28 protein-coding genes are annotated in these 26,472 nt (G+C 55.9%); 16 read left to right on the top strand and 12 right to left on the bottom strand.

The window, feature by feature from the left end:
* Positions 1-188 precede the first annotated feature (188 nt).
* Together dnaA and FJ695_RS25850 are read left to right on the top strand one after the other, a co-directional pair.
* The gene (gene dnaA / locus FJ695_RS25845) at positions 189-1,649 is read left to right on the top strand and encodes a chromosomal replication initiator protein DnaA (protein WP_168206491.1); all 1,461 of its coding nucleotides are present in this window, start codon (positions 189-191) and stop codon (positions 1,647-1,649) included.
* A 358-nt stretch (positions 1,650-2,007) separates the two neighbouring features.
* Positions 2,008-2,442, top strand: a complete 435-nt coding sequence (locus tag FJ695_RS25850) for a glyoxalase superfamily protein (protein ID WP_141188132.1) — start codon at positions 2,008-2,010, stop codon at positions 2,440-2,442.
* A gap of 10 nt (positions 2,443-2,452) precedes the next feature.
* Here FJ695_RS25850 and FJ695_RS25855 read toward each other — a convergent pair whose 3' ends face one another.
* Both FJ695_RS25855 and FJ695_RS25860 read right to left on the bottom strand, forming a co-directional pair.
* Complete coding sequence (locus FJ695_RS25855; protein ID WP_141188133.1) at positions 2,453-3,322, bottom strand: class I SAM-dependent methyltransferase; 870 nt, start codon at positions 3,320-3,322, stop codon at positions 2,453-2,455.
* A 79-nt stretch (positions 3,323-3,401) separates the two neighbouring features.
* On the bottom strand, positions 3,402-4,157 hold the full coding sequence (locus tag FJ695_RS25860) for an SOS response-associated peptidase (RefSeq protein WP_141188134.1): 756 nt from the start codon (positions 4,155-4,157) through the stop codon (positions 3,402-3,404).
* 117 nt (positions 4,158-4,274) lie between these two features.
* Between FJ695_RS25860 and FJ695_RS25865 the strand changes: the two genes are divergently transcribed.
* From FJ695_RS25865 to FJ695_RS25885, 5 genes are all read left to right on the top strand, one after another.
* A complete protein-coding gene (locus FJ695_RS25865) occupies positions 4,275-4,787 on the top strand; it encodes a hypothetical protein (RefSeq protein ID WP_141188135.1) in 513 nt (170 codons plus the stop codon).
* A 42-nt stretch (positions 4,788-4,829) separates the two neighbouring features.
* Positions 4,830-5,249 (top strand): NUDIX hydrolase, encoded by a 420-nt coding sequence (locus FJ695_RS25870; protein ID WP_141188136.1) that lies wholly within the window; start codon positions 4,830-4,832, stop codon positions 5,247-5,249.
* 96 nt (positions 5,250-5,345) lie between these two features.
* Positions 5,346-6,389: a DUF3179 domain-containing protein gene (locus FJ695_RS25875; RefSeq protein WP_141188137.1), complete on the top strand. Its 1,044-nt coding sequence runs from the start codon at positions 5,346-5,348 to the stop codon at positions 6,387-6,389.
* 38 nt (positions 6,390-6,427) lie between these two features.
* Entirely contained in the window at positions 6,428-6,841 is a 414-nt protein-coding gene (locus FJ695_RS25880; protein ID WP_141188138.1) for a TIGR02301 family protein, read from the top strand.
* 191 nt (positions 6,842-7,032) lie between these two features.
* A complete protein-coding gene (locus FJ695_RS25885) occupies positions 7,033-7,305 on the top strand; it encodes a hypothetical protein (protein WP_141188139.1) in 273 nt (90 codons plus the stop codon).
* An 87-nt stretch (positions 7,306-7,392) separates the two neighbouring features.
* Here FJ695_RS25885 and FJ695_RS25890 read toward each other — a convergent pair whose 3' ends face one another.
* A complete protein-coding gene (locus FJ695_RS25890) occupies positions 7,393-8,031 on the bottom strand; it encodes a LysE family translocator (protein WP_141188140.1) in 639 nt (212 codons plus the stop codon).
* A 201-nt stretch (positions 8,032-8,232) separates the two neighbouring features.
* On the opposite strand from FJ695_RS25890, the gene FJ695_RS25895 reads away from it, so the two are divergent.
* Positions 8,233-8,892 carry a hypothetical protein gene (locus FJ695_RS25895; protein ID WP_209010819.1) on the top strand — a complete coding sequence of 220 codons (660 nt, stop codon included), beginning with the start codon at positions 8,233-8,235 and terminating at the stop codon, positions 8,890-8,892.
* Positions 8,893-8,900: 8 nt separating this feature from the next.
* Here FJ695_RS25895 and FJ695_RS25900 read toward each other — a convergent pair whose 3' ends face one another.
* From FJ695_RS25900 to FJ695_RS25910, 3 genes are all read right to left on the bottom strand, one after another.
* On the bottom strand, positions 8,901-9,557 hold the full coding sequence (locus FJ695_RS25900) for a class I SAM-dependent methyltransferase (RefSeq protein ID WP_141188141.1): 657 nt from the start codon (positions 9,555-9,557) through the stop codon (positions 8,901-8,903).
* Positions 9,558-9,574: 17 nt separating this feature from the next.
* Positions 9,575-10,837, bottom strand: coding sequence for a DUF3419 family protein (locus FJ695_RS25905; protein ID WP_141188142.1), 1,263 nt, complete (start codon positions 10,835-10,837; stop codon positions 9,575-9,577).
* Positions 10,838-11,225: 388 nt separating this feature from the next.
* Positions 11,226-12,467 (bottom strand): L,D-transpeptidase family protein, encoded by a 1,242-nt coding sequence (locus FJ695_RS25910; RefSeq protein WP_141188143.1) that lies wholly within the window; start codon positions 12,465-12,467, stop codon positions 11,226-11,228.
* A 535-nt stretch (positions 12,468-13,002) separates the two neighbouring features.
* Here FJ695_RS25910 and FJ695_RS25915 point away from each other — a divergent pair.
* Positions 13,003-13,305 (top strand): DUF2061 domain-containing protein, encoded by a 303-nt coding sequence (locus FJ695_RS25915; protein WP_141188144.1) that lies wholly within the window; start codon positions 13,003-13,005, stop codon positions 13,303-13,305.
* Here FJ695_RS25915 and FJ695_RS25920 read toward each other — a convergent pair.
* Positions 13,232-14,563: a dihydroorotase gene (locus tag FJ695_RS25920; protein WP_141188145.1), complete on the bottom strand. Its 1,332-nt coding sequence runs from the start codon at positions 14,561-14,563 to the stop codon at positions 13,232-13,234. The two genes, FJ695_RS25915 and FJ695_RS25920, sit on opposite strands and share 74 nt — an antisense overlap.
* 173 nt (positions 14,564-14,736) lie before the next feature.
* Between FJ695_RS25920 and FJ695_RS25925 the strand changes: the two genes are divergently transcribed.
* From FJ695_RS25925 to FJ695_RS25950, 6 genes are all read left to right on the top strand, one after another.
* Positions 14,737-15,627, top strand: coding sequence for a folate-binding protein YgfZ (locus FJ695_RS25925; RefSeq protein WP_247653739.1), 891 nt, complete (start codon positions 14,737-14,739; stop codon positions 15,625-15,627).
* Between the two features lie 26 nt (positions 15,628-15,653).
* A complete protein-coding gene (locus FJ695_RS25930; protein WP_141188147.1) occupies positions 15,654-16,316 on the top strand; it encodes a YfbR-like 5'-deoxynucleotidase in 663 nt (220 codons plus the stop codon).
* Between the two features lie 57 nt (positions 16,317-16,373).
* Positions 16,374-16,877 carry a tyrosine phosphatase family protein gene (locus FJ695_RS25935; RefSeq protein WP_141188148.1) on the top strand — a complete coding sequence of 168 codons (504 nt, stop codon included), beginning with the start codon at positions 16,374-16,376 and terminating at the stop codon, positions 16,875-16,877.
* Between the two features lie 17 nt (positions 16,878-16,894).
* The gene (locus FJ695_RS25940) at positions 16,895-17,878 is read left to right on the top strand and encodes an NAD regulator (protein WP_141188149.1); all 984 of its coding nucleotides are present in this window, start codon (positions 16,895-16,897) and stop codon (positions 17,876-17,878) included.
* A 297-nt stretch (positions 17,879-18,175) separates the two neighbouring features.
* Positions 18,176-19,282 carry a cell wall hydrolase gene (locus tag FJ695_RS25945; protein WP_247653740.1) on the top strand — a complete coding sequence of 369 codons (1,107 nt, stop codon included), beginning with the start codon at positions 18,176-18,178 and terminating at the stop codon, positions 19,280-19,282.
* A 246-nt stretch (positions 19,283-19,528) separates the two neighbouring features.
* Complete coding sequence (locus tag FJ695_RS25950) at positions 19,529-20,044, top strand: N-acetyltransferase (protein WP_209010820.1); 516 nt, start codon at positions 19,529-19,531, stop codon at positions 20,042-20,044.
* Between the two features lie 3 nt (positions 20,045-20,047).
* Here FJ695_RS25950 and FJ695_RS25955 read toward each other — a convergent pair whose 3' ends face one another.
* Positions 20,048-21,103: a GlxA family transcriptional regulator gene (locus tag FJ695_RS25955; protein ID WP_141188151.1), complete on the bottom strand. Its 1,056-nt coding sequence runs from the start codon at positions 21,101-21,103 to the stop codon at positions 20,048-20,050.
* Between the two features lie 42 nt (positions 21,104-21,145).
* Positions 21,146-21,652 (bottom strand): YqhA family protein, encoded by a 507-nt coding sequence (locus FJ695_RS25960; RefSeq protein WP_141188152.1) that lies wholly within the window; start codon positions 21,650-21,652, stop codon positions 21,146-21,148.
* Between the two features lie 210 nt (positions 21,653-21,862).
* Between FJ695_RS25960 and FJ695_RS25965 the strand changes: the two genes are divergently transcribed.
* Positions 21,863-22,456: a HupE/UreJ family protein gene (locus FJ695_RS25965; RefSeq protein WP_141188153.1), complete on the top strand. Its 594-nt coding sequence runs from the start codon at positions 21,863-21,865 to the stop codon at positions 22,454-22,456.
* Here FJ695_RS25965 and nadC read toward each other — a convergent pair.
* The 3 genes from nadC to nadA all read right to left on the bottom strand — a co-directional run bounded on the left by nadC (position 22,449) and on the right by nadA (position 26,110).
* Positions 22,449-23,309, bottom strand: coding sequence for a carboxylating nicotinate-nucleotide diphosphorylase (gene nadC, locus FJ695_RS25970; protein WP_141188154.1), 861 nt, complete (start codon positions 23,307-23,309; stop codon positions 22,449-22,451). The genes FJ695_RS25965 and nadC overlap by 8 nt on opposite strands.
* A gap of 14 nt (positions 23,310-23,323) precedes the next feature.
* Positions 23,324-24,928: an L-aspartate oxidase gene (locus FJ695_RS25975; RefSeq protein ID WP_141188155.1), complete on the bottom strand. Its 1,605-nt coding sequence runs from the start codon at positions 24,926-24,928 to the stop codon at positions 23,324-23,326.
* A gap of 99 nt (positions 24,929-25,027) precedes the next feature.
* Positions 25,028-26,110, bottom strand: coding sequence for a quinolinate synthase NadA (nadA, locus tag FJ695_RS25980; RefSeq protein WP_141188156.1), 1,083 nt, complete (start codon positions 26,108-26,110; stop codon positions 25,028-25,030).
* Between the last annotated feature and the right edge of the window lie 362 nt (positions 26,111-26,472).

Genomic DNA, 26,472 nt, shown 5'->3' on the forward strand with positions numbered 1-26,472 from the left:
AACTCATAAAAATAAGCTATTTGAAAATATGGTAAGTAAATGGTTAACTTTGTTCATAGGCAGAGATAAGCCGACGGTCAAAACAGACCAAAACAATAGCCTAAAAGCTGCACCAATAAGAATTCGCAGCCAGGCAAGACAGTGCACGTGAAGAAGCGTATGCCCCGCTTCTTTGGATGGAGGCCACAATGCAGGTTCAGACTTTACAAAAAACAGATCAATGGGATCGTGTTAAAAAAGAACTGAGAAATGAACTAGGGGAAGACATCTTTTCCAACTGGTTCGGCCGAGTAAAACACGAAGAAATCAATGGGGACGCGGTTCGCCTATCCGTTCCGACCCCCTTCTTAAAGAATTGGATCCTGAGCAATTACGAAAAGCAACTTGTTGCTCTTTGGAAACGTGAACAGGACGACATCAATCGTGTGGAACTTACTGTGCGCGGGGCCCTTCGCCCACGTCCTGCAGGGGCGCAGCCTCCAAAAGCCATTAAAGCACGACGCATTAGCGGTCGCGCTGCCCCATTCGCCACAACCCCGCAGTTTGGTGCTGTCAGCACCGCCGCTGCTATTCCTTGCCTGGCGGATACCGGTGAAGAAGCCGCAGCCGATTTCTTGAATGGTGCTGCGCTCAATCCGAAACTGACGTTTGAATCCTTCGCTGAAGGCACGTCGAACAGCCTTGCTTGCGCCGCTGTCCGCCAAATGGCGGCCGGTCACGACGGAACCCTGGGGCTGCTATATATCCATTCGACCACAGGCATCGGCAAAACGCATTTGCTGCAGGCAGCTGCAAGCGAAGCCCGCCGGGCAGGCCGCCGGGTCGCCTATCTTTCGGCTGAGTTCTTTATGTACCACTTGGTACCGGCGCTGCGGACCCCCGCGTTCCCGGTTCTGCGTCAGGCCATGAAGTCCATTGATCTGTTACTGGTTGACGATCTGCAGTTTCTGCACGGCAAGCAGGGTCAGGAAGAATTCGCCAAGACCCTTGAAATGCTGATGGAATCTCCGACGAAGATCATCATGGCAGCGGACCGCGCACCGGACGAAATGAGCACTCTGGGCACAAATCTGCGCCAACGCATCCAAACCGGTGAAGTGGTTACCATTCAGGCCACCGATTATGCCCTGCGCCACGACGTCCTGAAGAAACGCATTTTTGCGGCACGCCGGACACATCCGAGCTTCACCGTGCCGGATGAAGTCGTCGACTACATCGCCCGTTACGTGATTTCTTCTGCCCGGGATCTGGAAGGTGCTCTGAACCGCCTGTTCGCCCACAACCAGCTGACCAAACAGCCGGTCACTATGGAACTTGCTGAAAAAACTTTGCATGACCTGGTCCGCATCGGCGAACCGCGCTCCATCAAAGTGGAAGACATCCAGAATGTGGTCTGCAAGCATTTCAGTGTCACCAAGGCGGATCTTTTGTCCTCCTGCCGGGCCCGGACTTTGGTGCGCCCCCGTCAGATCGCCATGTACATTGCCAAGGTGATGACTGGGCGCTCTCTGCCGGAAATCGGCCGCCGCTTCGGCAACCGCGACCACACCACTGTTCTGCACGCTGTGCGTAAGATCGAAGGTATGGTCAAAGGCGACGCTGCGCTGGCACAAGAAGTTGAACTTTTGAAGCGTCTTGTCCACGCCTAACAGGTTGCTGGCCTGCGGCACACCAGCTTCAGGCCAGCTTCATCAAGTATCTTCGATGCATAGTGGCAGGCGTATCTGTCCAGCCACCTCAATGTGTAGCGTTGTGTACCTGAGTTTCATCTCTCCTCCCTCCCTTGAAGCCGCAATTCGCGGCTTTCTTTTTGCCCTATTGATTTCTCCGCACAGGCCACCTACATGTGTCGCTGGTTTGAAGGGACCTGCCGTCCGCGGGCGTAAGCCTTGGTGAACTCCTTTGTCGACCTAAACAGGCTGACTTTATCGTTCCTGACTGAGATATGCAGGCCGATGGTAATGCGGACCCCATGAGACATGCCTGCCTTTCTTGGAAAGGTACACGATGACTTTACCGACACTTACTGACCTTAAAGCCCAGGCCAAACGGTTGCGGCTTGCAATTACCAAATCCAGTGACACAGCTGTCAGCCACAGCAAGTCATTGGAGCTGATCGCCAAGCAATACGGCTACCGCGACTGGAACACTCTGCATGCGGCTGCGCAAAACAATGGCTTCCGGCCCTTTACCGTGGGCGACCGGGTGAACGGCCAATACCTTGGTCAAGCTTTTGAAGGCGAAATCCTTGGGTTTTCGAAAACAGGAAAATCTGGAACTTACCAGGTGACCATCCAATTCGATGCCCCGGTGGACGTGGTTACATTCGACAGTTTCTCGTCCTACCGCAGACGGGTCACCTGTACGATCCGTGAAAATGGTGTGGCGATCAATCGGACATCCGACGGACGCCCGCACTTGATCATGGATTACGCAGCTTAAACGCCAAGAATTACCGTTTCCGGGTCATCACCAGATGGCCCGGGACCGGATCACCCTCTTCCAACCGCACCGTAATTGGGTCCATCGCCAAGATGTCAAACCCAAAAAGGTCAAGTGCGGACCGGATGTAAGCCGCTCCTTGCGCAAACCGGCTTTTCGGTCCGACCATGTAATTCCGACCGTTCAAGACAGCCTCTGGCAGTGTCTCAGTTGAAAATGCCAGATGACCACCGGACGTCAGTCGTTCTGCCACGCCTTTTAGAAATGGCTCTACGGCACCGAGATAGGGAAAGACGTCCGTCGCAGCAATGAAATCCCAGGTTGGCCGGCTGCCGTCCTCTTCTTCAAAGTCTTCCAAGAACTCGACCGCCTCGCCGACATAGAGATCATCGTAGACCCCGCGGTCATACGCGAGCTCGACAATCCGTTCAGACAGATCAACGCCGGTCAGATGATCCGCCTGATCGAAAAAAGCCATCCCGGTTAGTCCGGTTCCACACCCCAAATCCAGCAATCGGGCAAACGGCCCGACTTTCAGTTTGGCGGCAAGTTCCTGAAGCAAAAGCGGAACGCAATAGCCGAGTTCATCGACCAGAATTTCGTCAAAGACATCGGCATGCTGATCAAACAGGGTCGCGACATAGGCGTCGGGCATTTTGTCCGGCGCTTCGCCAGCTCCCATTGCGGCAAGACGGACGCTGACACCGCCTGGATCGCTCGGCTCCAATGCCAACGCCTCGCGGTACGCTGCGGCCGCCGCCTTGAGGTCTCCGGCTTTTTCCAGCGCCAGGCCCCTGTTATAGGCCTCGGCCAAAGCATCATCTTCGATGACAGACGCCGTTGTGTCCGGGGCGGAGGTGTTGTGTTCTTCGTCGGTCATTGAGATCCAGCTGCCAATTGATGGCCTCTCCTATCGCGCCAAAGCCGAATTTGCACGGTAATTCCAACCGAGGCCGCCCTCAAAACAGGTCCAACTGACCGCCACCACCAGCGGCCGCCTTTTCATGCGCTTCTTTCTTCTTCGTCACAGTCGGCGCTTCTCCGGCATCCATGGGAACCGGGATTTGCAATTCTGCATCGTCATTGGACACTTTGTTGACGCGCGAAGACACTGGCACTGCGGTTAGATAGTCGTCTTCGATCGGTAACATCAGCTGTTTCACATCACGGACCGGCACATTGCCCGTATCCAACCACATCTCAAAAGCCTCGGGTTTCAAAATCACTGGCATTCGATGGTGGATTTCGGACATCATCCGGTTTGACTGCGTGGTCAGCATCGCACCGGAATCCATATCGCCGCCATCCGGATCTGACCAGGTTTCCCAGAGCCCCGCAAACGCCATCACTCCGCCATCGGCCGGTTTGATGTAAAATGGCTGTTTTCCCTCCGGTGTCCGGCGCCACTCGTAAAATCCGGAAGCCGGGATCAGGCAGCGATGGTGTTTCATTGCCGTGCGGAAGGAGGGTTTCGCGGCTGCGGTTTCCGACCGGGCGTTGATGAGCAACGTAAAACTTGCCGGATCTTTCGCCCAGGAGGGGATCAAACCCCAGCGGATCAGTTGGAACCGCCGTTTACCATGGCTTTGAAGCACCGTGGCGATTGGCTGCGTTGGGGCAATGTTGTACCGGGCCGGAAAATTCGGATGGTCGATATATCCAAAGAGTGCCCGCACATCCTCTGGAGTGGCAGTTAAGCTGTAGCGCCCACACATGGCAAACCCTCCTTTCCACGGTCGGATTGTGAATTGTCATGAAATGACGTGGAGTTAGGCAATTTGAAACGATAAAGAACTATCATCTGAGGAAAGTATCATAATTGGGGGTCGGGTATGGAGTGTTTGGATCCAGTTTTGGGCGCCGGTGATCTGGCCGCCGAACGGCTGGAGCAGGCCAATATCAATCCCCAAACCGGATTGGCAACCGACTATCTCAACCACTTCAATGAAGTCATGATGCTGCTTGAGATGTTACCAGCCATGCCGGATTGCGCCGAAGATGTCCTGGCATGGGAGCCGCTCGACTATGAGGGACACTTCGAGAATTCGACGTTCAAGGACAAGAAACTCGCTATTCTTGCCTATCACGCTGCCCCGGCATTTTTGCGCGAAACTCTCGAAGCACGGGTTGCGGACATAAACGAACTAGTCGCACAGATCCAATCCCAGCTGCGCGAAGCACCGGAACCCGCGCTGGTTGCCATGGAAGTTGCCGATTTTGCGACTCACCAGATCAAGCCGCTGATTTCGACGGCCAGTGGTGTTATTCATGGCCATGTTGAACCGGAAGCCGAACAACCCGAAGGCGATGCCGCTCAGGCCGAAATCGACGCCCTGTTTGCCTGATCTTCTTGTTCCAGGAAAGCAGCTTGGAGCCTGTCGCATCTGATGTCCCGCCAATACCCGTCTGCCCCGATCATCAGCGTGAGCGTTTTGTGCCATGCGGATGAAAAAGCGCTCCTGATCAAACGTGGCAAACCGCCCTACAAGGACCATTGGAGCCTGCCGGGCGGCAAAGTCGAGCTGGGAGAAACCCTGACTGAGGCGGCGGCCCGGGAGCTCAGGGAAGAAACCGGACTAACCGGCAACCTAAACGGGCCGGTTGATATTTTCGATTCCATACAACGGGATGAGGCCGGCCGGGTCGAAACTCACTTCGTGCTTGCCGTATTTATGGCGGAACGGCCGGAGGGGGTCTTATCCGCCGGCGATGATGCAACAGCTGCCGAATGGGTCCGGCTGGATCAGCTCGACAAGAGGCCATCCACACCGGGAACAGCAGCTCGGATCCGCCGTCTTCTTGATTAGGCGACTTGCCTCACGCATGTGTGCGCTGATGTGACTTTCGAATTGAAGGGCTTGCGCGGACAATCAGCGAAAGCAAATTCTATTTGGTTGGTACCAATGACTGCCGTACATGGTCATGGCGGGTTGTCTAACTCCCGGAACTTCCTCACCGCACTTGTTTTCGGCATTCTGATGGCGGTGGTTTCGACACTGCCAGTCAGTGCATCTCCGGATCAATGGAAACGGGCGGGTTTTACCACCGACTTTTCCAAACACACCGTTCCCTTTTCCGACATCCTGTCGGGCGGCCCTCCAAAAGACGGTATTCCATCAATCGACAAACCATATTTTCAAAAGGCCGAAGATATCGATTGGCTGGAGGATGACGAACCGGTGATCCATCTCGAGCTGGACGGGGTTGCCCGCGCTTATCCGCTGCAGATCCTGATTTGGCATGAGATCGTCAATGATGTGATTGGGGCGCGTCCGGTCTCGGTTACCTACTGCCCTTTGTGCAATTCATCGATTGTGTTTGACCGCCGGCATGATGGCGCCGTTCTGGATTTTGGCACCACAGGCCTTTTACGGAATTCAGATTTGGTGATGTATGACCGCCAGAGCGAAACCTGGTGGCAGCAGTTCACCGGTGAAGGCATTGTCGGCACCCACGCCGGCAAATCATTGAAGATGCTGCCGTCGCGGGTCGTGCCGTTCTCTAACTTCAAAAAACGGCATCCGGACGCCAATGTCCTGGCGCGCCCAAATCCTGCTACCCGCCCTTATGGGCGCAATCCCTATGAAGGGTATGATAGCCGGTCGGCGCCTTATCCCCTTTTTCAAGGAGAGCTGCCCGAACACATCAATCCGATGGAACGAGTGGTTGTCATCAACGCGCCGGATGGCCGGTATGCTGCAACCTTGTCCCACATCCGGGAGGTGGGAAGCCTCAAACTCTCCGAGACGGCTCTTATCCGATGGAGCGGAGAACAAGCCTCTATTTTGGATGCACGCTCAACCAAGGACGGCCGGGGTATTGGCGCTGTCGAGGCTGTTACGCTCTCAGGCGGCACAGAGCAGCCACTGGTTCATGACGTGACCTTTGCCTTTGTTGTTCATGCGTTTTATCCGGACTTGCCAATTCTTGGGGTCAATCAACCATAGCGCTTGCAGGGCACAGCGGCCCGGCGCATGATCGCCGCATGATTACAAAAACACCACAATTCGGCATCTTGTCCGCCGCCGTTCTGGCGGCGTGTGTTGTTCTGTCATCTACAAATGCAGCCCCTGCGCAAGAGGCGACCGGCGTGGAAGCGCCACCCTATGAACCGCAGTTGATGCGCCTTTCCGAGATATTCGGAGCCTTGCATTACTTGCGCCCGCTGTGCGGGGAAAGTGATACACCGACCTGGCGCGACAGAATGGAAGACTTTCTGGACGCAGAAACGCGGGATGAAAACAGACGCCGCAGGTTCATTGAGCGCTTCAATCAAGGTTACCGCGGATTTTCCGTTGCGTATCAAGACTGTACTGAGGCCGCGCGTCTCGCCATGGCACAGTATTTGGACCAAGGTGAGGTCATCATCACCGACGTTACCAGCCGGTACGGCCGTTAGGTCCGGCACTTTTTTCCTATTCGTTATCTATTCGTAAACTTTTTGCATCAAATTTGTGGGTGGCCGTTAAGTTTGTGTTCACGGTTGCTTATCAGCCCGGTTCGCCGTGCTAGGATCAGTTCAAGAGATTCGGGAAAGGAGCATGTAGGGGCCTCCCTCTTGCATGCTGGGAAAAACCGGTAAGGGAACGAATGATCAACGACGATTATGCCGAAGCGGCAATGGAAGCCGAATTTGCCGAAGATGAGGATATCCGGCGCGCTGCGCTCGGGTTTATTTCGGAAGCTTGGTCTGAGGCAATTGCCAATGGTGTTGATGCCGACGCCGTTGCACATGCTGCCATGTTTACAGCGCTTGCAGACCTGGTTGCAGCCTATGGCGAAGATGCTGTTGCCAAACTGGCGGAAGGCCTGCCGGACCGCATTCAGCGCGGCGACTACACTGTGAACCGCATCCTTCAATAGGACCGGCGCCAAGTTGAAGTCAGAAGAAGGCCGGATCATCCGGCCTTTTTGAGTCTTTGGTTTTCACCTCGGCTGATCAGGTGATTTTCAAGCCAGCAGATCAAACGCCAATTTCAGGTAAATCAGGCTGCCGAACAGCATCAATATTGCTCCGGCAATGTGATTGGCGCGATCTAACCAGGCGTCATCAATGCGCGACTTGTATCGGGTTACCAAAGCCGAGATTGTCACCCACCAGGTACAGGCTCCGGCAGCGACACCTGCAACCATCAACAATGCTCCGATGTAATCGCCATGTGCGGGCCTGAAATGCCCCAAACCACCAAAGATCGCTATGAATGCCAGGATCGTTCCCGGGTTTGTAATGGCCATCAAAAACGCGGCCGTGGCATCTCCCAAAAATCCGTGTTCTTTGCCGTCATCACCGCCATTTAGATGCGGATGGGTATTCCAGATCTTCAAACCGAAAATGAACAACAGAGCCCCACCGACGACCTCGATCAGGTCAATTTGGCCTTCAATGAAGCGAGTGACTGTCGAAACCCCGAAAATCGCTGCGATAGCGTAAAGCGTGTCAGCCACAACCGCACCGAGGCCGACATACACTCCATGCCGAAACCCGCTCTTAATGGCGTGCTGGATCGCCATCACGTTGACCGGCCCGACCGGGGCGGTGGTGATGATGCCAATAAAAAAACCGATCAGCAGATATTCCAGAAACGCCACAGGCTATCCTTGATCTATTTATCGTCGCCCGGATTGGGAAAGTTGAAGTTCGATACCGCTGTGGCCGGAACACCACAAGCGTATGTTTCTCGTACCTTACTGTTTTCACCCTGTCATGAATTGATTATGGAAAGACGGAATATGCGATAGCGCGGATGCAGAGGAGGTCATGCAATGAAATGGTCAGCCGTTGGAACTTGCATGATACTCCTATTGGCTGCTGGCAACGCTGCGGCCAAGACGGTGAATGTCGAAACCATCGAAATCTCACCGGCGCAGGACAACACCGCAGCGACGCCTGATATTTTGCCGCTGCCGGAACTGCCTGGCAGCATCGATGCCCCGCTCGAAACCGAGGCAGAAGCTTCCGATGAGCCACCGGCAGACCTTGTTGAGAAACCGCAAGTTCTCTACGACACATCCTACCTGCCAAAACCTGTTGCCCGCATGCACTCCCAGATGATGGAAACCGCCCTTTCCGGCGACATCAACCGAATGCGTATCATTTTGGAGAGCAACGAGGTCATGCCGACCTTGTCGTTTGGCGAAATCGAGGATCCGATTGATTTCTTAAAAGAAAGCTCCGGTGACGGCGAAGGTTATGAAATCCTTGCAATTTTGGCCGATACTTTGGACGCTGGTTTTGTGCATGTGGACGCTGGCACACCGCAGGAAATGTATGTCTGGCCGTATTTTGCCCGCTACCCGCTGCATCAGCTGACACCGGATGAAAAGGTCGAATTGTTCCGCATTGTGACTTCCGCCGATTTTGACGAAATGGAGCAATACGGGGCCTGGACGTTTTATCGGGTGGGCATCGGGCCGGACGGCACCTTGCATTATTTCGTTGCTGGTGACTGACGGGAACCTCATCCGTCTATTCGAATTTCCGCCGCCACTGCATAGCCACGGTACAAGGGCGCATACCGGCAAGAGGCTCCTGAATTCTCCGCCAGGCTTTCCAGTTCGCTTTTAAGGTCTGCGCGAGGCGTCACGTGGAATGACGCCAGCCACTTCAACAAAAGACTTTTGAACCAGCCTGGCAAGCGTTCCTGCAGACCAAAGTCGACGATGTGAATTCGCCCGCCTGGTGCCAGATAGGTTAATCCGGCGGCCAAGGCCTCCCGCCAGATCGGCATCATCGACAAGGTGTAAGAGAAAAACACCCGGTCAAACACAGAAATGCCCAAGGGGTTGATGGCATCCGGATCGGACGCATCGCCCTGGATCAAGGTAATGCGATCTTCCAGTCCCGCCTTTTCAATGTTTGTCCGGGCTGTCTGCAGCATGTGATTCGAGATATCGAGACCATAGAATTGGACTGTCGGATAACGTTTGGCAGCGGCAATCAGATTGCGCCCGGTGCCACAGCCCAACTCCAGCACCACACCGTTATCCGGTGGTGCCAGATCTCGGATCAGAAGATCGCGACCTAGCAGGTAGTACTTGCGCGTCAGATCATAAAAATGGCGCTGATGGCGGTAAACCGCATCCATCAGGTTCGCGGTTTCAGCTGTATCGCTCATGGCTCGCCCGAACCGCTCTATCCGTTGTAAACGTAGAGGTGGAAACCGCCATAGATGGACGAACGATCCTGCCGGCCTAGCTCCAGGCTCTCTTCGGCCTGATAGGTCCAGCGATCCAGGATCGCATCCGCAACACGGCCCGGCAGCAAGCTCGGCTCGGCGGCTGTGCGGAAAACAACCCGGGCACCGGGACGCGCCGTCCTGGTGATTTCGCTCCACAGAGCGTTGAGCTGGTGATCGGTCATCCAATCCTGCGCATCAAGCAGCACATAAGCATCGAGTGTATCTTCCTCGACGCTCTGGAGATGCTCGGTGAAATTCCGGTTCAACACACGCACCCGGCCAGCGCGCTCGCGGATGTCGTCGAAATGATCCCGTTTTAGATAGGGCGGCAGCGGTCCGGATTTGCCACTGCTCTCACCGCTCTGCGGGGCATAGCCGCGGCCGAAGGCCTGCCAGGCGAAGTAGTTGTCCGACATGGAGAAATCGCAGGCGAGTTTCTCAAGACGCTCCTTCAAGACCGCAGACATGTTGCCGTCAGCATTTCCAGACACCAGTGCATCATATTGCGCAGGCGGAATACCGAGGCCGTAGAGTGACATTTTTTTGGAGGTTGCCCAGCGCACCAAACGTTTGTCGAACAAAGGCGCAAGAGCTGTGTCAAAGAAACTGCGCTGCTCTTCCAACGACTTCGCCCGGACCATATGTTTCGGATCAATGCCGTACAAGCGGGCGACAAGATGCCCGGCGCCGATGCAGTAACCTAGCAGACCGTGATGATAGAGGTCGCGGGAGAACAGGGTGATGCGCTTGCGGCCCCAATTGGCAAGATCCCGGCCTTCCCAATAGTGCACCGTTTCCGGATCGAGATTGGCTTTCAAAAATCGCTCGTAGGCGGCGATATTTGCCTTTTCGTCGGCCTCGCCGAAAAAGCGATAGAACGTTTCGTAGTTTGGAAAATGCTTGGCCGCCGCCAGTTTCAACCGGCCGAGCGCCACATGGGCGCGGTTGAGATCAACAGCCGTGATCTCTGCCGGATTGGCCGTCAAATAGGACATGACATTGCAACCGCCAGAGGCGATTGCCACCATCCGGCTGTCCGGGGTCAAACGCAAAGCCTTCATGTCGACATCCGGATCTTCCCAGATCTGCGGATAGACCAGGCCTTTGAAGGCAAAAGTGAAGAGGCGCTCCAAGATGCCGTCCCGAGAGGACGCTTCGGAGCGGTGAACCGCATTTTTCAGCCGCTTCTTGGATGCAGTCAACGCGCTTTGAGCCATCTTGCTCTCCCGGATCGCAGTTGGAAAGTTCCCTTGCGATACGGGAGAGTGACGACAGTTTGGTGACGTTCTCGGCGGATTTGTCGGGTTATCCGGATAATCGTTTTGCGGCCGAATGCGTGGAATTAGGGCACGCGTCTTTTTGCGCCGGACTATCGACTAGAAGAAGATTAAGAGCATAGGCAGCTTTAACAGACCGGAATGTCGCCTACGAAATGGCAGCCGATCGGTCATCCCCGCCTCCGAGCGGGGATCCACTCTCATTTCTGCTTGTTGAAGGTCTCGCGCTTTTTAACCGCTGCTCTGCGAACGATTGGATCCCCGCACAAGGCGGGGATGACCGGTACGAGCGTGTTTTCGCGACAATCTTTTGCGGTTGCTGCATTTCTCAGCGCGTGATGACAACGAAGTCTGTGCCCAGACCGGTGTTCCGCTTGAAACTGCGGTCGGTCACCATCAGGGACGTGCCCGGCGTCAGCAACTTGGAAATGTCAGCGGCCACTTTTTGCGGAATATCCAAACGGTCCAGGATATCGCGGGACGCGCCACCGCGTTCGCCTTCTGCGGAGACTGCCATCCATGCCACCTTAGGATCACCTTGCTCGAAATCGAGCGCGGTGAACACATGAGTGCCGATATCTTTCAAAGAACCGCTCACAGACACCGGAGCCTTGTAGATGTCACGGAATTTCCGGCGTACGCGCAGCATGGCATTGCGCGGTTTTTCGTATCCGGCATCGCGGTAAATCTTTACCTCCAGACTGTCAGTGATCTCACCAGTCAGCGGTAGTTCCAAGTCTTCTTGATAAATGCTGATAGCCGTCCGTGTCTTGCGGCCAATGATCCCGTCCACCGGACCTGCGTTATAGCCCATTTCATTCAAGAGGCGTTGCAGAGTCTTGATTTTGTTCGGGGCCTTTTGCGGCGTGATGATCATCCGCAGCGGCTGGTCGAAATGCGGGTTTTCCGGCAGGGCATTCGGCAGCGGCGTCTCCAGAATAGCCGGCTGGATCGCGCCGCGCAGAGCTGGGTCCATGGCGATATTCTGTGCCGACAGGCTGGCAACTTCCGTCGTCGGCAGGAGCGGCTGCGGCAGCACATCGTGGTTGACGAGTACAGGCGTCGCCAGTGCACGGGTGACAACCACATGATTGCCGCGGGCGGTCATCCCAAAGATCGATTTGGCAAAACTGCGCGGCAGACGAATGCAGCCGTGGGACGCCGGATAACCGGGCAGCTTACCCTGGTGCAAGGCGATGCCCGACCAGGTCAGCCGCTGCATGAACGGCATCGGCGCATTGTCATAGAGGTTGGAAAAGTGCTTGCGCCGCTTTTCCAAAATGGAGAACACGCCGGTCGGTGTGCTGTTGCCACGTTTGCCAGAGGAAATCGGAGACGTTTCGATAAGATCAGCACCGCGATACACATCGATCCGCTGCTCGTCGAGCGACACCAGAAAATGCAACGGATTTTCGGGTTCGATCTCAGCAGGCGCGGCTTTTTCAGTCTCAGTTGCAAAAGAAACCGAGCAAGCCGTTGCAGTTAAAAGTGCAGCGCCAGCCAGCCGCGAAATACCGGTCGCTGCCTGACGTGCAGACACAGTTTTACTATGAAAATAGGACAAAAACATTCTTGAGCTCCCCAACGCAATACCATCCAGCCCTTCGGAAACCTTACAGTTGAGCCGTGTATTTTGGGTTAGGACATAGGGTTACCAATTGGTTGCCTAACCTCATTGTTCTGAATTCTGACATTTTAGGCAGTTTCAAACTGTTATTCACATCACAAATTGTACACGTTCTTCGCACCTTCCCGATTTCGTGTCAGCTGGCCACTTCATATAGAGTTGGCCAGTTTGCAGTCACTTAACCTGATAGGCCGCGGCAAGCGGAGTGGCGAGTAGCTCCCGGCTCGCTGGCCGGGACGACAGCAGCGCAAAGCCTGAACTACAGTAGGTGCCGCAGATCAAGTCCCTTGCAAAACTTTCATGATATGTGTGCCGGATCACTCCCAAAGACTGCCTTCGCCTTGGTGAATTTAATGAACAAACTTTATAAGATTCTGCAAACTTTAAAATTTGCAGCGAAGATACGGAATTCTCAAACACTCAGAGTAAGCGTAAGACGGGATAAATTCCTTCATAAAGTTCAGACGGTTCCCTTCATATGGAGACACAAAAGCGTACGCTTCTCAAAGCCATTACCTGGCAGTCGCTGGGTGTTTTGACGATGACACTGCTGGCCTTGCCGCACACCGGATCATTGGCCGCGGCGATGACCGTTGCGACCAGTTCCTGTGCATTGGGCTTTATAACATTCTTTGTGCATGAGCGGCTTTGGAGCCGGGTGAGCTGGGGCACTGCGCATTCGGCACAGCGCCCAACAACCGAGGCCTTTAGCGTTTCAAACCGTCCTGAAAGACAACAGCTTCCCCTTGAGATGGGGTCGCAAGATCACCGTCCCACATGACCTGTTTACCGCGCACAATCGTGCCTACCGGCCAACCGGTGACCTCTTTGCCATCATAGGGCGTCCAACCGCATTTCGACGCGATCCACTCATTACGGATCGTTTCCTTGCGCTTCAAGTCAACTACGGTGAAGTCTGCATCATAGCCAACTGCGATCCGGCCCTTACGTGCAGTTTGGAACAGGCGTGCCGGTCCTGCGCTGGTCATGTCGACGAACCGGGCCAGGCTCAAACGGCCGGCATTAATGTGATCAAGCATAATCGGCACCAATGTCTGAACCCCGGTCATGCCGGACGGCGACTTCGGATAGGGCTGTTGCTTTTCTTCCAAAAGATGCGGCGCATGGTCGGACCCGAAGATATCCAGTATCCCCTGCTCCAGCCCCCACCACAGGCGCTCAGAGTGGCGCGGTTCACGTACCGGCGGGTTCATCTGCACCAGAGTTCCGAGACGGTGATAGGCCTCATCGGTCAGGGTCAAGTGGTGTGGGGTGACCTCAATTGAGGCGACATCTTTGTGCGGGATCAGAAAATCGACTTCTTCCGCTGTCGACAGATGCAGAATGTGGACCTTGGCGCTGACTTCTCGGGCAATACGGACAAGCCGCTCGGTACACTGAAGCGCGGCGATTTCATCACGCCAGATCGGGTGCGAGCTCGGATCGTTTTCAACACGCTCGCCCTGGCGGTCGCGCAGACGGAACTCGTCCTCTGAGTGGAAGGCTGCCCGGCGGCGGGTGGCTGACAGAATGTCCCGCACGCCCTGATCGTCTTCAACCAGCAGATCACCAGTGGACGAACCCATGAACACCTTGATGCCAGCGGCCGCCGGCAGGCGCTCAAGGTCCGGAATGTCCTTGACGTTTTCGCGTGTACCACCAACCCAGAAGGCGAAGTCGCAGTGCATCCGGTGATGGCCGCGTTTCACCTTATCGGCCAGCGCAGCTTCGGACGTTGTCAGCGGATTGGTGTTCGGCATTTCGAACACCGAAGTGACACCGCCCATGACCGCTGCACGGGAGCCGCTTTCCAGATCTTCTTTGTGGTCAAGTCCCGGCTCGCGGAAGTGGACTTGGGTGTCCATCACACCCGGCAGAACATGAAGACCGGTACAATCGATCACTTCGCCTGCCCGGCTGGCGTCCAGCGACCCGATCTCAACGATCCGGCCATCGCGGATCCCGACATCGCGAAGACCCTCCCCGTCCTGATTGACTACTGTTCCGCCTTTCAGGATCAGATCGAACGCCGCGCTCATCGGGCACCTCCAGATTTGGGATAGAAATTATAGGATCTGCGGCGCTTATACGTTGCAATTTCCTAAAGGGCCAGAGCTGCTTTTTATTGGCGCACCTTGCCCCCATGCGTGAAAACGCCTATCTGCCGCTGAAAGACATTTTGCTATTCAAAAATCCTAGGAGCGCTTCGCCCGTGACAGCCCCTTTTATTGCCCGTCTCGACGATCGCAGCCTGATCCGGGTTTCCGGTCCGGAGGCCCAGCATTTCCTGCAGAACCTGGTCACCGCGGACATTGATGAGCTGGAGGCGCCCGGAGCGACCCTTTCCGCGCTTCTAACCCCTCAGGGCAAGATCCTGTTTGATTTCCTGATTTACAAAACAGAAGACGGCTATTTGATCGATGCGCCCAACGAGACGTCTGCCGACCTCCTGAAGCGCCTGACCTTCTACCGGCTGCGCGCCAAGGTGGATCTTGTAGCTGTTGACCCGCAGAAAAGTGTCTTTGCCATATGGGGCGGTGAAGTCACAGCACCGGAAGGCGCAGATTTCCTTGTCACCGACCCCCGCGTTGCCGCGCTTGGCCAACGGCTGATCGGCGGCGCAAACCTTATTGAGACCAGCGGTGCCACCAAAGCAGATCTCAGTGCCTATGATGCACACCGGATTTCCCTTGGCGTGCCGGAGGGCTTAAAGGACTTCGACTATTCCGACATCTTCCCGCATGACGCGGATCTGGACCAGCTCGGCGGCGTGTCTTTCAAAAAAGGCTGTTATGTCGGTCAGGAGGTGGTCTCGCGGGTCCAGCACCGCGGCACGGCCCGCAAACGGTTCATCCAGGCAAAAAGCGCAAGCGCACTGCCTGAAAAAGGTACAGCTGTGATGGCAGGTGGCAAAAGTGTTGGCGAAATCGGTTCGTCCACAACGATCGCCGGCGAAGGCCGGGCACTTGCCATCGTGCGCCTTGACAAGGTCCATCAGGCAATCGAAAACGGCCTCCCGTTGACCTGCGATGACGTGGCTGTGTCCGTGAGCTTGCCCGATTGGGCGGATTTCGGTTGGCCAGAGCCCAGTGCGGCGGATTAATTATTACGCCATCAAACAGAGGTTCAATGTCCCCCTCCCGTTCCGATGAGCCGCCCCGCGCCTGGCAACGTATGCTGTCCGGACGCCGCCTCAATCTGCTGGATCCCTCGCCGCTCGATGTCGAGATCTCTGACATCGCTCACGGCCTTGCCCGCGTGGCGCGGTGGAACGGACAGACATACGGCGATCATGCGTTTTCGGTCGCCGAACACTCGCTGATCGTTGAAGACATCGCTCTTAGCATAAAGCCGGATCTGTCGCCCGACTGGCGGCTCGCGATCCTTTTGCACGATGCACCAGAGTATGTCATCGGTGACATGATTTCGCCGTTCAAAACGGTCATCGGCGAAGCTTATAAAGGCGTCGAGAACCGCCTACAGGGCGCCATACATCTGCGCTTTGGGCTGCCTGCGGAAATGCCGCAAACCATCAAGAAACTCTGCAAACGGGCCGACATCATCTGCGCGTTTTTTGAGGCGGTGGAATTGGCCGGATTTGACGACAAGGAAGCTGCGAAGATCTTCGGCCGCCCGCGGGGATATCCCCTCAATGAAGATGGCCTGATGCGCTATGGTTTGACACCCTTGCCGGTGGCCAAGGCCGAGACGCTGTTTATGGAGCGTTTTGATGCGATCGAAACCCTACGCGAAGCCGGGAAAAACACAAAAACCCGCCGGTCCGGCAGGTGACCTTGCCTGCGAATACGCCTACCCTATTTGGCACTGAATTATCCGCCAGGTACTTGAATGCTGTATGTGTGTTCCCTCTCAAGATTGAGCGACACGGTTGAAAAAACCGGAGCAAAGTCTCTCGTCACCCTGATCAACGCCGAAATGGAGGTGCCCACCCCTCCCGGTATTTCGCCAGGCCGGCATTTGAACCTGTCGTTCAATGATATTCCCGCTCCCGTGCAAGGGCTTATCCCGCCGGGGGAAGCGCATGTCCGGCAGTTGCTGGAGTTCGTCAGGGCTTGGGACCAGGCATCGCCAATGGTGATCCATTGCTGGGCTGGCATCAGCCGCTCCACCGCTGGGGCCTATGTCACCGCTTGCGCGCTTAATCCGGAAGCAGATGAATATGAAACCGCCAGCACTTTGCGCCGGCAATCGCCGTCAGCAACGCCCAATCCCAGAATTGTTGCCATGGCGGACAAAATCCTGGATCGTGACGGCCGGATGATTGACGCTATTCGCGGAATCGGGCGCGGTGCAAATGCCTTTGAAGGCGCCCCCTTTATCATGCCGATTTGACCGACCCAGGAGCCTTTATGCCGCACCGGCACGCCAGCATCGAAATCGGACTGAATGCCGTCATCGTTTCGGTGGCCGGAGGCATGCCGCAGATTGTACATGTGGAAGCGCCTGAAAAAAGCACGGCCGACAGCTTGCCTTTTGGCCCGTTTGATCCGCTGCATCACCGGACATTTGAAATCGGCCTCAGAGCCTGGGTAGAAAACCAGACGGCTCTTCGTTTGGGATACATAGAACAGCTCTACACCTTCGGTGACCGCGGCCGGCACCGGGTGACCGGGGACGAAGGCCCGCATGTGGTGTCTGTCGGGTATTTGGCACTCACCCGGCAAACACCAGGATCTGAAGACACGCTTGCGAAACATCACTCCGCCTGGCGTTCCTGGTACGACTATTTCCCGTGGGAAGATTGGCGCGCCGGCCGGCCTGAGCTGCTGGATACGGACATGCTCCCGGCACTTGAAGCCTGGGCCGATGAGCCTCCGGAAGACGGCGAACCGCCACGGCCTTTAGACCGGAATGAACGCATCATGCTGGCATTTGGCACGGGCGGTGCGGATTGGGATGAAGAACGCGCCCTGGAGCGATTTGAACTTCTTTATGAAGCAGGGCTCGTCGCCGAAGCCAAGCGCGATGGACGTCCAACAGCCTTGAAACGGGCTGAAATACCGGCCTTTGGCGCGGTCATGGGTTTCGATCACCGCAGAGTTCTTGCCACAGCCATCTCGAGACTGCGTGGCAAACTGAAATACCGTCCGGTGATCTTCGAACTAATGCCGGCCACTTTCACCTTAACGGATCTGCAGAACTCAGTGGAAGCCATCTCGGGACGGCACTTGCACAAGCAGAACTTCCGCCGCCTGGTGGAAAACGCGGATCTTGTGGAACCGACCGGCGCGACATCTACGGCAACTGGCGGACGGCCCGCGGCCTTGTTCCGGTTCAAACATCAACTCTTGAGCGAACGTCCCGCCCCCGGACTGCGCGTCGGCGGGCGCTGATTAACTATATTTCCCGGATTACTAAGCCTTGAACAAAGAAATTCTGCCAATTTCAAGCTTATTAACGGTCTTTCAAGGTTAAGCAGACATCTTCTCTTTCAGAGCTGGCGTTTACACAGCGTTAGCAAAATCCGATCCGGCGTATTCGGACGGCGTGTATTGAGTTGGAGTTGGCTGCGTATGTCTGGCCTTAAGTCCCGCGAAGTAAAGCGGTTTTCTTCTCGTCAAATGCGAAGATCTCAAAGCACGCGTAAGCGTGCCCGTGTGTTATCCCGAGCATTGCTTGCAAGCCCGTTTGTGTTTTTCGGTCTCCAAGGATCGGTCGGTGAACAGGACATTTTTGCCCTGATCAACGCCAAACACAATGAAACGCCGCGCTGGATGATGGCTCTGGAACCTGCGCGCTATACATCGCGGATCGCAGCGAAAATGGATCTGGCCACACCGCCTGTGCCCGACCACACAACGGCTCCCTTGTTGACGTTGACGTCCGCCGACAAGGACTTCGATGCCAAACCCATTCTTGGGTTGGAAGATATTGCCCGCAGCGTCCGCCCCGACACTGTTCCAGAAGGCATCAAAACGAACACCTCTGCAAAAGGCGATCGCAAAATCACAATGGCGCCTGACCGGCATATGGTCGACCGGGCAGCTGGCAATCTCTACACCATGTCCAATCTGGTCTTGACCGAAAAGAAACACGAAGACCTGCCGCGCGTTGCCTTCGTGAAGCCTGAGCCGGTGAACGACAAGTCTGGTGCTGACGGCACCTCGCCTGGCGCCCCGATCGACCTGCAAGCCTTGATGGCAAGAAACGCGGCCGCCGCGAGCTTTTCACTGGTGTCCGCCTATGCCCCAGACTCTGTGAAAGAAACCAAAGACCCATTTGATGCGCTGTTCGGCGCAGCAAAGTACGAACAAGACCCGCCGCCGGCAGAGGATCCGGACAATCCGCATTGGTGGGCGCAAAAACCGCTGCCGCTGTCTGTTGGTACCCGCAAGGAGCAGAAATGCCTTGCAGAAGCCATCTACTTCGAGGCTCGTGGTGAAGAGGAAGAAGGCCAGGTCGCAGTCGCCCAGGTTGTTCTGAACCGGGTAAAAAACCCGTCCTATCCGAACTCTATCTGCGGTGTGGTTTATCAGAACAAACACAAGCGCAACCGCTGCCAGTTCTCCTTTGCCTGCGATGGCATTCGCGACCGGATCGCCAGCCCGGGCGCCTGGAAAACCGCTCAGCGCCTGTCCAAAGAAGTGCTCGACGGCAAGCGCTATTTGAAGATGGTTGACGCTTCGACCCACTACCATGCGGACTACGTCAACCCGCGGTGGGCAAAGTCCATGGCCAAACGCGGCAAGATCGGCCTGCACATTTTCTATAAGACCTATGCCGGCGGCTGGAACTGATCCAGCCGTACTGAGCATCTATCCCTGCCTGTTGCTTTTCCGCTGGCGGCTGCCTCAGCCAAATTCAAGCTAATGGAAATGCACAAAACCTGTGGACGGCAGAGCTGAAGATAATTTCCGGCTAAGTAGAGAAACTGCTGCGAATCTGTGTTCGCACATGAAGGTTGGAACATCTTTCGAAAACACCTTCATTAAATATGCGATGACTGATAAAATTGACAGTACTGTTCCTTTCGGAGATCAATCGTGTACCCACTCAGCCCGGTCCGAGCCGCCTCAGACGATCCCCTTATTCCAGGTATTCTGGAACTGGTGCAGCGCTCCTTTGCCTATATGGAACCGCGGATAAACCCACCCTCATCCATGTTCCGGCTGACCGCCGCCTCAATTCAGGAACAATGTTTATCGGGTGAAGTCTGGACCATCGGAAAACAACCAGATGCCTGTATTTTTCTAAGCGATAAGGAAGACTGCCTTTACATCGGCAAGCTGGCGGTTAGCGAAAACATGCGCGGACAGGGATATGCGAAAAAACTGATCGAGCTTGCTGCTGACCGCGCCCGTTGCAAAGGGCTGCCGGCCTTGGAACTCAACACACGGATTGAGCTGGTTGAAAACCATCAAGCGTTTCAAAGGTTAGGTTTTGCCAAGGTTGCCGAGGGCCGGCACGATGGGTTTTCTGAGCCGACTTACATAGTGATGCGGAAGTATCTTGAGAATTTGCGGTCCAATCAAAACCCGCCAGCCGTCCAGCAAAGCTAAGGATCATCCTTTCCGGCTGCGGATCCGGCCCGTGGCCTGCCGGTCTTCAATCGGGCTCTTGCCATGCAGGGCCCGGTAGCGCTTTGCGAAATGGGATGCATTTGCGAAACCGCATGCGACCGCAATCTCAACCATCGGCATCGTTGTCCGGCACACCAGCCGCTGGGCGATATCCAGGCGGAGTTTGCTGTAGTAGCTTAAGGGCGCACATCCGAGATACTGCTGGAAATCCCTTTGAAGCTGACGCGGGCTGACATTCAATTTGTCCGCCAGTTGTTGTTGAGACAGGGTTTCTCCGACATTTTCCGTCATCAACTCGATGCAGCGGCGCAGGCGGCGCGGGATCAAGTTCAGTTCGTCCCGCATGAGCGTATTTTGCCGCTCGCTGCCGGATCTCATGTCCTGGTGGAGTGCAATACTGGCAACGTCACTGGCAATCGCCCCGCCGTGCAGTTCCGCGATGTAACCGATCATCAGATCCAAAGCCGTAGTGCCACCAGCGCAGGTCAAGAACCGGCCATCCGCCTGGATCAAGCTGTCCACCAGTCCGGCATCCGGAAACCGCTCCTTGAAGAGATCGGCATATTCCCAATGGATCGTGCATTGCCGCCCATTAAGGAGCCCAAGGCCGGCCAGCACATAGGCACCGGTGCAGATACCAGCGATCCGGGTTTGCCGATGCGCGAATTGGCGGATCATATTTTTGTGGGACGGCTCCAGGATATTTTGTTCAACATCGTCACTGCTGCAGACCGCCAGCAAATCGACATCCGTAACATCTCTCAAGGCACAATCCGCCCGAACCACGCCGCCGGAGCTGGCTAGTGCATCACGGCCATCGATGGTGCAGCAGATGTAGTTGAACGCTTTGCGTTTCATGATCTTGTTGGCAATCCGCAAAGGCTCAATTGCGGAGGAGAAAGACAACAGCGAAAAATTGTCGAGCAACAAAAAGCAGATTTCAGTGGCGGCCGACTGCGCGCCTTCTTTTATGGCGCTATGGCCAGGAACTGGTGACTGGGCCAAATCGTCAGGACCATCAATGGGATATTGAGGCATTTGGCCCCCGAATGCTTTTAAAACTGACGAATTGACCTCAAACTATCTTTCGTTCGTTTCGAGCACATTCGTAACGATATAAGTCGCCAGCAAGACCAGGTGGAAGCCAAACAGAGCGGCAACCTGAAGCGGGCTCGTCTTTGAGAACTCCAATAGCTCACCCAGAACATGGATCGACGAAATGATGATGATCGTCGACACGATCCGGTGCTTCATGCGGCGGTAGGCCTTCTGTCCCCGTTGCACATAGTCTTCACCGTGGGCCGACGCCTTGATCCGGAAGGTATTGTAGGTGTTTGTCGCCACCATGATCACGAGGTTCGCGATAAACACCATATCCAGCATGTTGAGGATCAAAAGAATGGTCTTCTTCCGATCCATGAATTCATACGTCGCAATCGCTTCATATATGTCGACAAAGAAGGTGATCAGAAACAGCACCATTCCAATCGCCAAACCGACCAACAGGGGGATCTGTGCCGCTCGTGTGAGACGGGTGACCACATCCATGGTTTTATCGGTGTCAGTGCTGTTCTGGGTCTCACTCATGACCTGATTTCCAATTCCTAACTGCCAGAACCCTAATCATGACGGGCGCTCCGTTCAATCTGAAAAGTAGCGCGCTTTTGCCCTGGCAACCCGATTTCATTTGAATTTCCAAAGACCTTGGAATCAGTCATAACCCCATGGGCTCTCAATGCCCGCGTGTAAGGTGCGACCCACTCCGGGGCACCTGAAAGACCAAACAAAGGATCACACATGACCAAACGGTTTACCCTTGCCGCGGCGTTCACCGCGCTCACTGCCTCGCCCGCTTTTGCGCATCTTGACCCTGCGGCCCATGGCTCCTTTGCAGCCGGTTTCACCCATCCGATTTTTGGCTTGGACCATGTTCTTGCAATGATTGCTGTCGGCCTGTGGGCTGCCCTGATTGGCGGACGCAGTGTCTGGCTTTTGCCCAGCACATTTGTCGGTGCAATGTTGATTGGCTTTGCCGTGTCCATGGCTGGCCTGCCCTTGCCCTATGTCGAACCGACCATTCTTGCCTCTGTCGTGGTTCTTGGCCTTGTCGTGGCGCTGGCGTTGCGCTTGCCTACCTGGCTCAGTGTCGTCCTGATCACCTTGTTCGGAACCTGCCATGGTCACGCCCATGGCGGTGAAATGGGCAGTGCGGGGCTGTTTGGCTATGCGGCCGGTTTTGTCCTTGCCACAGCTATTTTGCACGCAGCCGGCGTTCTGATTGGTTACGGCGCGCATGTTGCGGCCGGCCGCCAAACTTCGGCATCCCGCACAATTATTCGTGCCTTGGGCGCGGTAACAGCTGCGGGCGGCGTTCTACTCGCCGTTAGCTGATTTCGATATCAAGACCAAGATCGAGAACCGGGGCCGAATGGGTGATCCAGCCTGATGAAATCAGGTCCACCCCGGCCTCGGCCACGGCTTTCACCGTATCCAGCTCGATCCCGCCAGAGGCCTCCAACAGTGCCTTGCCACCGGCAATCGCAACGGCGTCGCTCAACATGTCCGGCGCCATATTGTCCAGCATCACAACATCCGGAGTAGCGCCCAAAGCCTGTTTGAGCTGATCGAGCGTATCGACCTCGACCTCGATCTTGACCAGGTGCCCCGCATAGGTCTTTGCGGCTTCCACAGCTTCAACAACACCGCCGGCAACAGCGATATGGTTGTCCTTGATCAGGATCGCGTCATCCAGGCCAAAACGGTGATTGGAGCCGCCGCCGCATTTGACGGCGTATTTTTCAAACGCCCGCAGGCCTGGTGTCGTCTTGCGGGTACAAACAATAGACGCTTTTGTGTGGGCGATCTGATCGGCAAACTGGGCTGTTGCACTGGCAATTCCGGACAAATGCCCCAGGAAATTCAGCGCGACACGTTCTGCCGACAAAAGAGCCCTGGCGGGACCTTCGATCCGGGCAACAACGTCGCCGGGTTCTAAACGGTCACCGTCCTGTTTGACGACCTCAACCGAGAGGTCTCCATCCGTTTGGCGGAATGCGCTTTCAGCAAGAGCTATGCCTGCCAGAACACCGGGTCTGCGTGCGGCTATGACCGCCTTCGCGGTTCCTGTTGCCGGAATGGTTGCCTGGCTGGTGATGTCCCCTGCCCGGCCCCAATCTTCCAAGAGCGCAGCTTTGACAGCGTCATCCACCATCAGACGCGGCAGGACAGGCAAATTGTTTGGCATTCAAACGCTCCTGTTCAAGCGGCCGTTTCGAGGGTGTCGGCCACAAGTGCGTTGACTTCTTTCAAAGTCGTGTAGGACCGTTTGGCCATCGCCGTATTTTCGTCCGGATAATCTGTGCGGAAATGACCGCCCCGGCTTTCTTCGCGTTTCAAGGCCGCGGCGGCGATGAGCTTACCGGTCACCATCATGTTCTGGATGGATTGGCGGATGCAAACCTGCTCAGCCTTCTGGATGTCGGCCAGCGCTTTGGCGAGACCCTCCCGGTTGCGCAGGACACCAACGTTTTCAGACAAAGTCTTGCGCAGAACCGTGATCGCCTCACGTTCTTCGATGTTGCGCTGGCTCGGAAGGCCAGGTGCTGCGTCCATCTCATCCCAGAAGGCGCTGCGCGGCGTCGGCATCAGGCCCTGAATGTCTTCTGCAATACGGGCTGCAAAGACAACGGCTTCAAGAAGGGAATTGGAAGCGAGCCGGTTGGCACCATGGGCGCCAGTGCTGGCGACTTCGCCGGCCGCCCAAAGATTGTCGAGCGATGTCCGCCCGTTGGCATCCGTCAAAACACCGCCCATGTGATAATGCTCGGCAGGCGCAACCGGCAGCAGATCCTTGACCGGGTTCAGGCCGGCGCTTTGAGCCGCGGCAAACACGGTCGGGAAATCATCCTTAAAGCGCGCGCCGATCGTCTCCCGGCAATCCAGGTACGCTCCCCGGCCTTCGGCAAGTTCGTTGTGAATGGCCCGGGCAACAACATCGCGCGGCGCCAGTTCCAGATCGGCATGCTGCCCGTCCATGAACCGTTCTCCGGCCTTGTTGACCAGGATCGCGCCTTCACCGCGCAGGGCTTCTGTGGCCAGCGGCGCTGGATCCGAGCCGACATCAAGCGCTGTCGGGTGGAACTGGACAAACTCGGCATCCGCGATCACAGCACCGGCCCTTGCAGCCATCGCCAATCCATGGCCATTTGCTTCGGGCGGATTGGTGGTCATGCCGTAGAGATGACCGATGCCACCGGAGGCCAGAACAACAGCCTTTGCCGGAAACGCCATCCGCTCCAGACCGCCGCGGCGGCGTGCCAGAACACCCGTCACATAACGGCCTTCACCGATAAAGCTCTCGCCGATATAGCCTTCCAGAACCCGGATCGACGGCGTGTTGCGCACAGCCGTAATCAAGGCGTCCATGATCGCCTTGCCGGCCATATCGCCGCGCACACGCACCACCCGGCTATGAGAGTGGGCCGCTTCCCGCGACAGCTGCAACCGGCCTTCCAGATCCTGGTCGAAGGGAACCCCATAGGACAACAGATCCCGGACCCGATCACTGCCTTCGCGTGTCATCTGGTCGACGATATTTTCCTCGCAGATTCCGCAACCGGCGGCCAGCGTATCGTCCCTGTGCTTTTCCTCTGAGTCATTTTCCGAAATCGCAGCCGCGATTCCGCCTTGCGCCCAAGCAGAGGATGCCCCCTGCCCAATCGGTGCATTGGAGATGATCGTGACCGGTCTCGGGCTTAGTTTCAGCGCGCAGAATAGGCCCGCCAAGCCACCACCCAGAATAACGACGTCATCGACATCCTTACCGGGATAGGCAGGTACAAAATCATCGATTGAGATGGCCATGGAAACATCCTGGATGTGTCTGGGTCAGGCCCAGAAAAAGCTTCCGGGCCGAAGCCCGGAAGATGTCGTTTCATTTGTGGCTGACCTATACCCGGACGGTCAGATTTTCAAGTTGATCATGCGCTCGACAGCAACGCGCGCTTTGTCGGCGATGACCGGATCGACCACAACCTCTTCCTTCATCTCCAGAAGGCTGTCGAGGATCTTGTCGAGCGTGATGCGCTTCATGTGCGGGCACAGGTTGCACGGCCGAATGAAATTCACCTCCGGTGTTTCGCTGGCGACATTATCCGCCATGGAACACTCGGTGATCATCATCACTTTTTCCGGCTGCTTGGTTTTCACCCAATCGATCATATGCGCCGTGGACCCGGCAAAGTCGGCTTCCGCCACAACTTCCGGCGGGCATTCCGGGTGGGCGATGATTTTTACGTCTGGCTCGATCTTGCGGTAGTCGCGCAGCTCTTGAGCGGTGAAGCGCTCGTGGACTTCACAGGCACCATCCCAGATCAAGACTTCCACATCGGTCTTGTTGCCAACGTTGGCCGCCAGATATTTGTCCGGGATCAGGAACACCTTGTCGGTGCCGAAGCTCTCCACCACCTGCAGCGCATTGGAGGAGGTGCAGCAGATGTCGCACTCCGCCTTTACATCGGCCGAGGTGTTCACATAGGTGATGATCGGAATACCCGGGTTGCGTTCGCGCAAGCCACGCACGTCCGCACCGGTGATGGATTCTGCCAGCGAACAGCCAGCTTTCATGTCCGGGATCAACACGGTCTTTTCCGGGCTGAGGATCTTGGAGGTTTCCGCCATGAAGTGCACACCGCACTGAACGATCACCTCGGCGTCTGTCCGGGTCGCCTCAATCGCCAACTGCAAACTGTCGCCGACAATGTCGGAAACGCCGTGATAGATATCCGGCGTCATATAATTGTGCGCCAGAATGACCGCGTTGCGCTCTTTCTTCAGCTGGTTGATCGCATGGATCGTCGGCGCTAGGGCAGGCCACTCGATCGCCGGGATGATGTGCTTGACCTTCTCGTAGATCGGCGCGGTCGCCTTAGCGACTTCAGGCGTGTAGCTGAGATCTGGCCGGGGCAACTTGCCATACCGCTCAAGGGCCGACAGGCCAGTCTGGATCGGTGCGCCAACCGGGGCAGATGTTTGGGCGATGGTCATGGCGACCTCCCTCTAAATCTTTGCAAACACCGGGTTTTCTTACCGGCACTCACTTATACTCAACTTGAGCATATTAAGGTCAAAAGAAAACGGGCTTGCGCCCATCTCTTTTGCTCGTTCGGAGTTTATATAGGGAGTTTTGCCGTCGAAATCCATCACTTTCTGCCAAAATGCGACACTTCACCCCACAAGCGCCTGTGTTCTCACGCCGAATTCAGCAGAAAAACAAGCTGGCTAAAGACTGGTCGAAACGTCTCACAGCAATTGTTCAAGCTCACGTTTTCAGGTGAGGACTAAGCTCGGAATTCGCCGCCTTCATGATCCATTCCTAAGATTGATGTATTGATCAAAATAACACGTTT

Source organism: Labrenzia sp. PHM005 (genome assembly GCF_006517275.1).
GTDB lineage: Bacteria > Pseudomonadota > Alphaproteobacteria > Rhizobiales > Stappiaceae > Roseibium.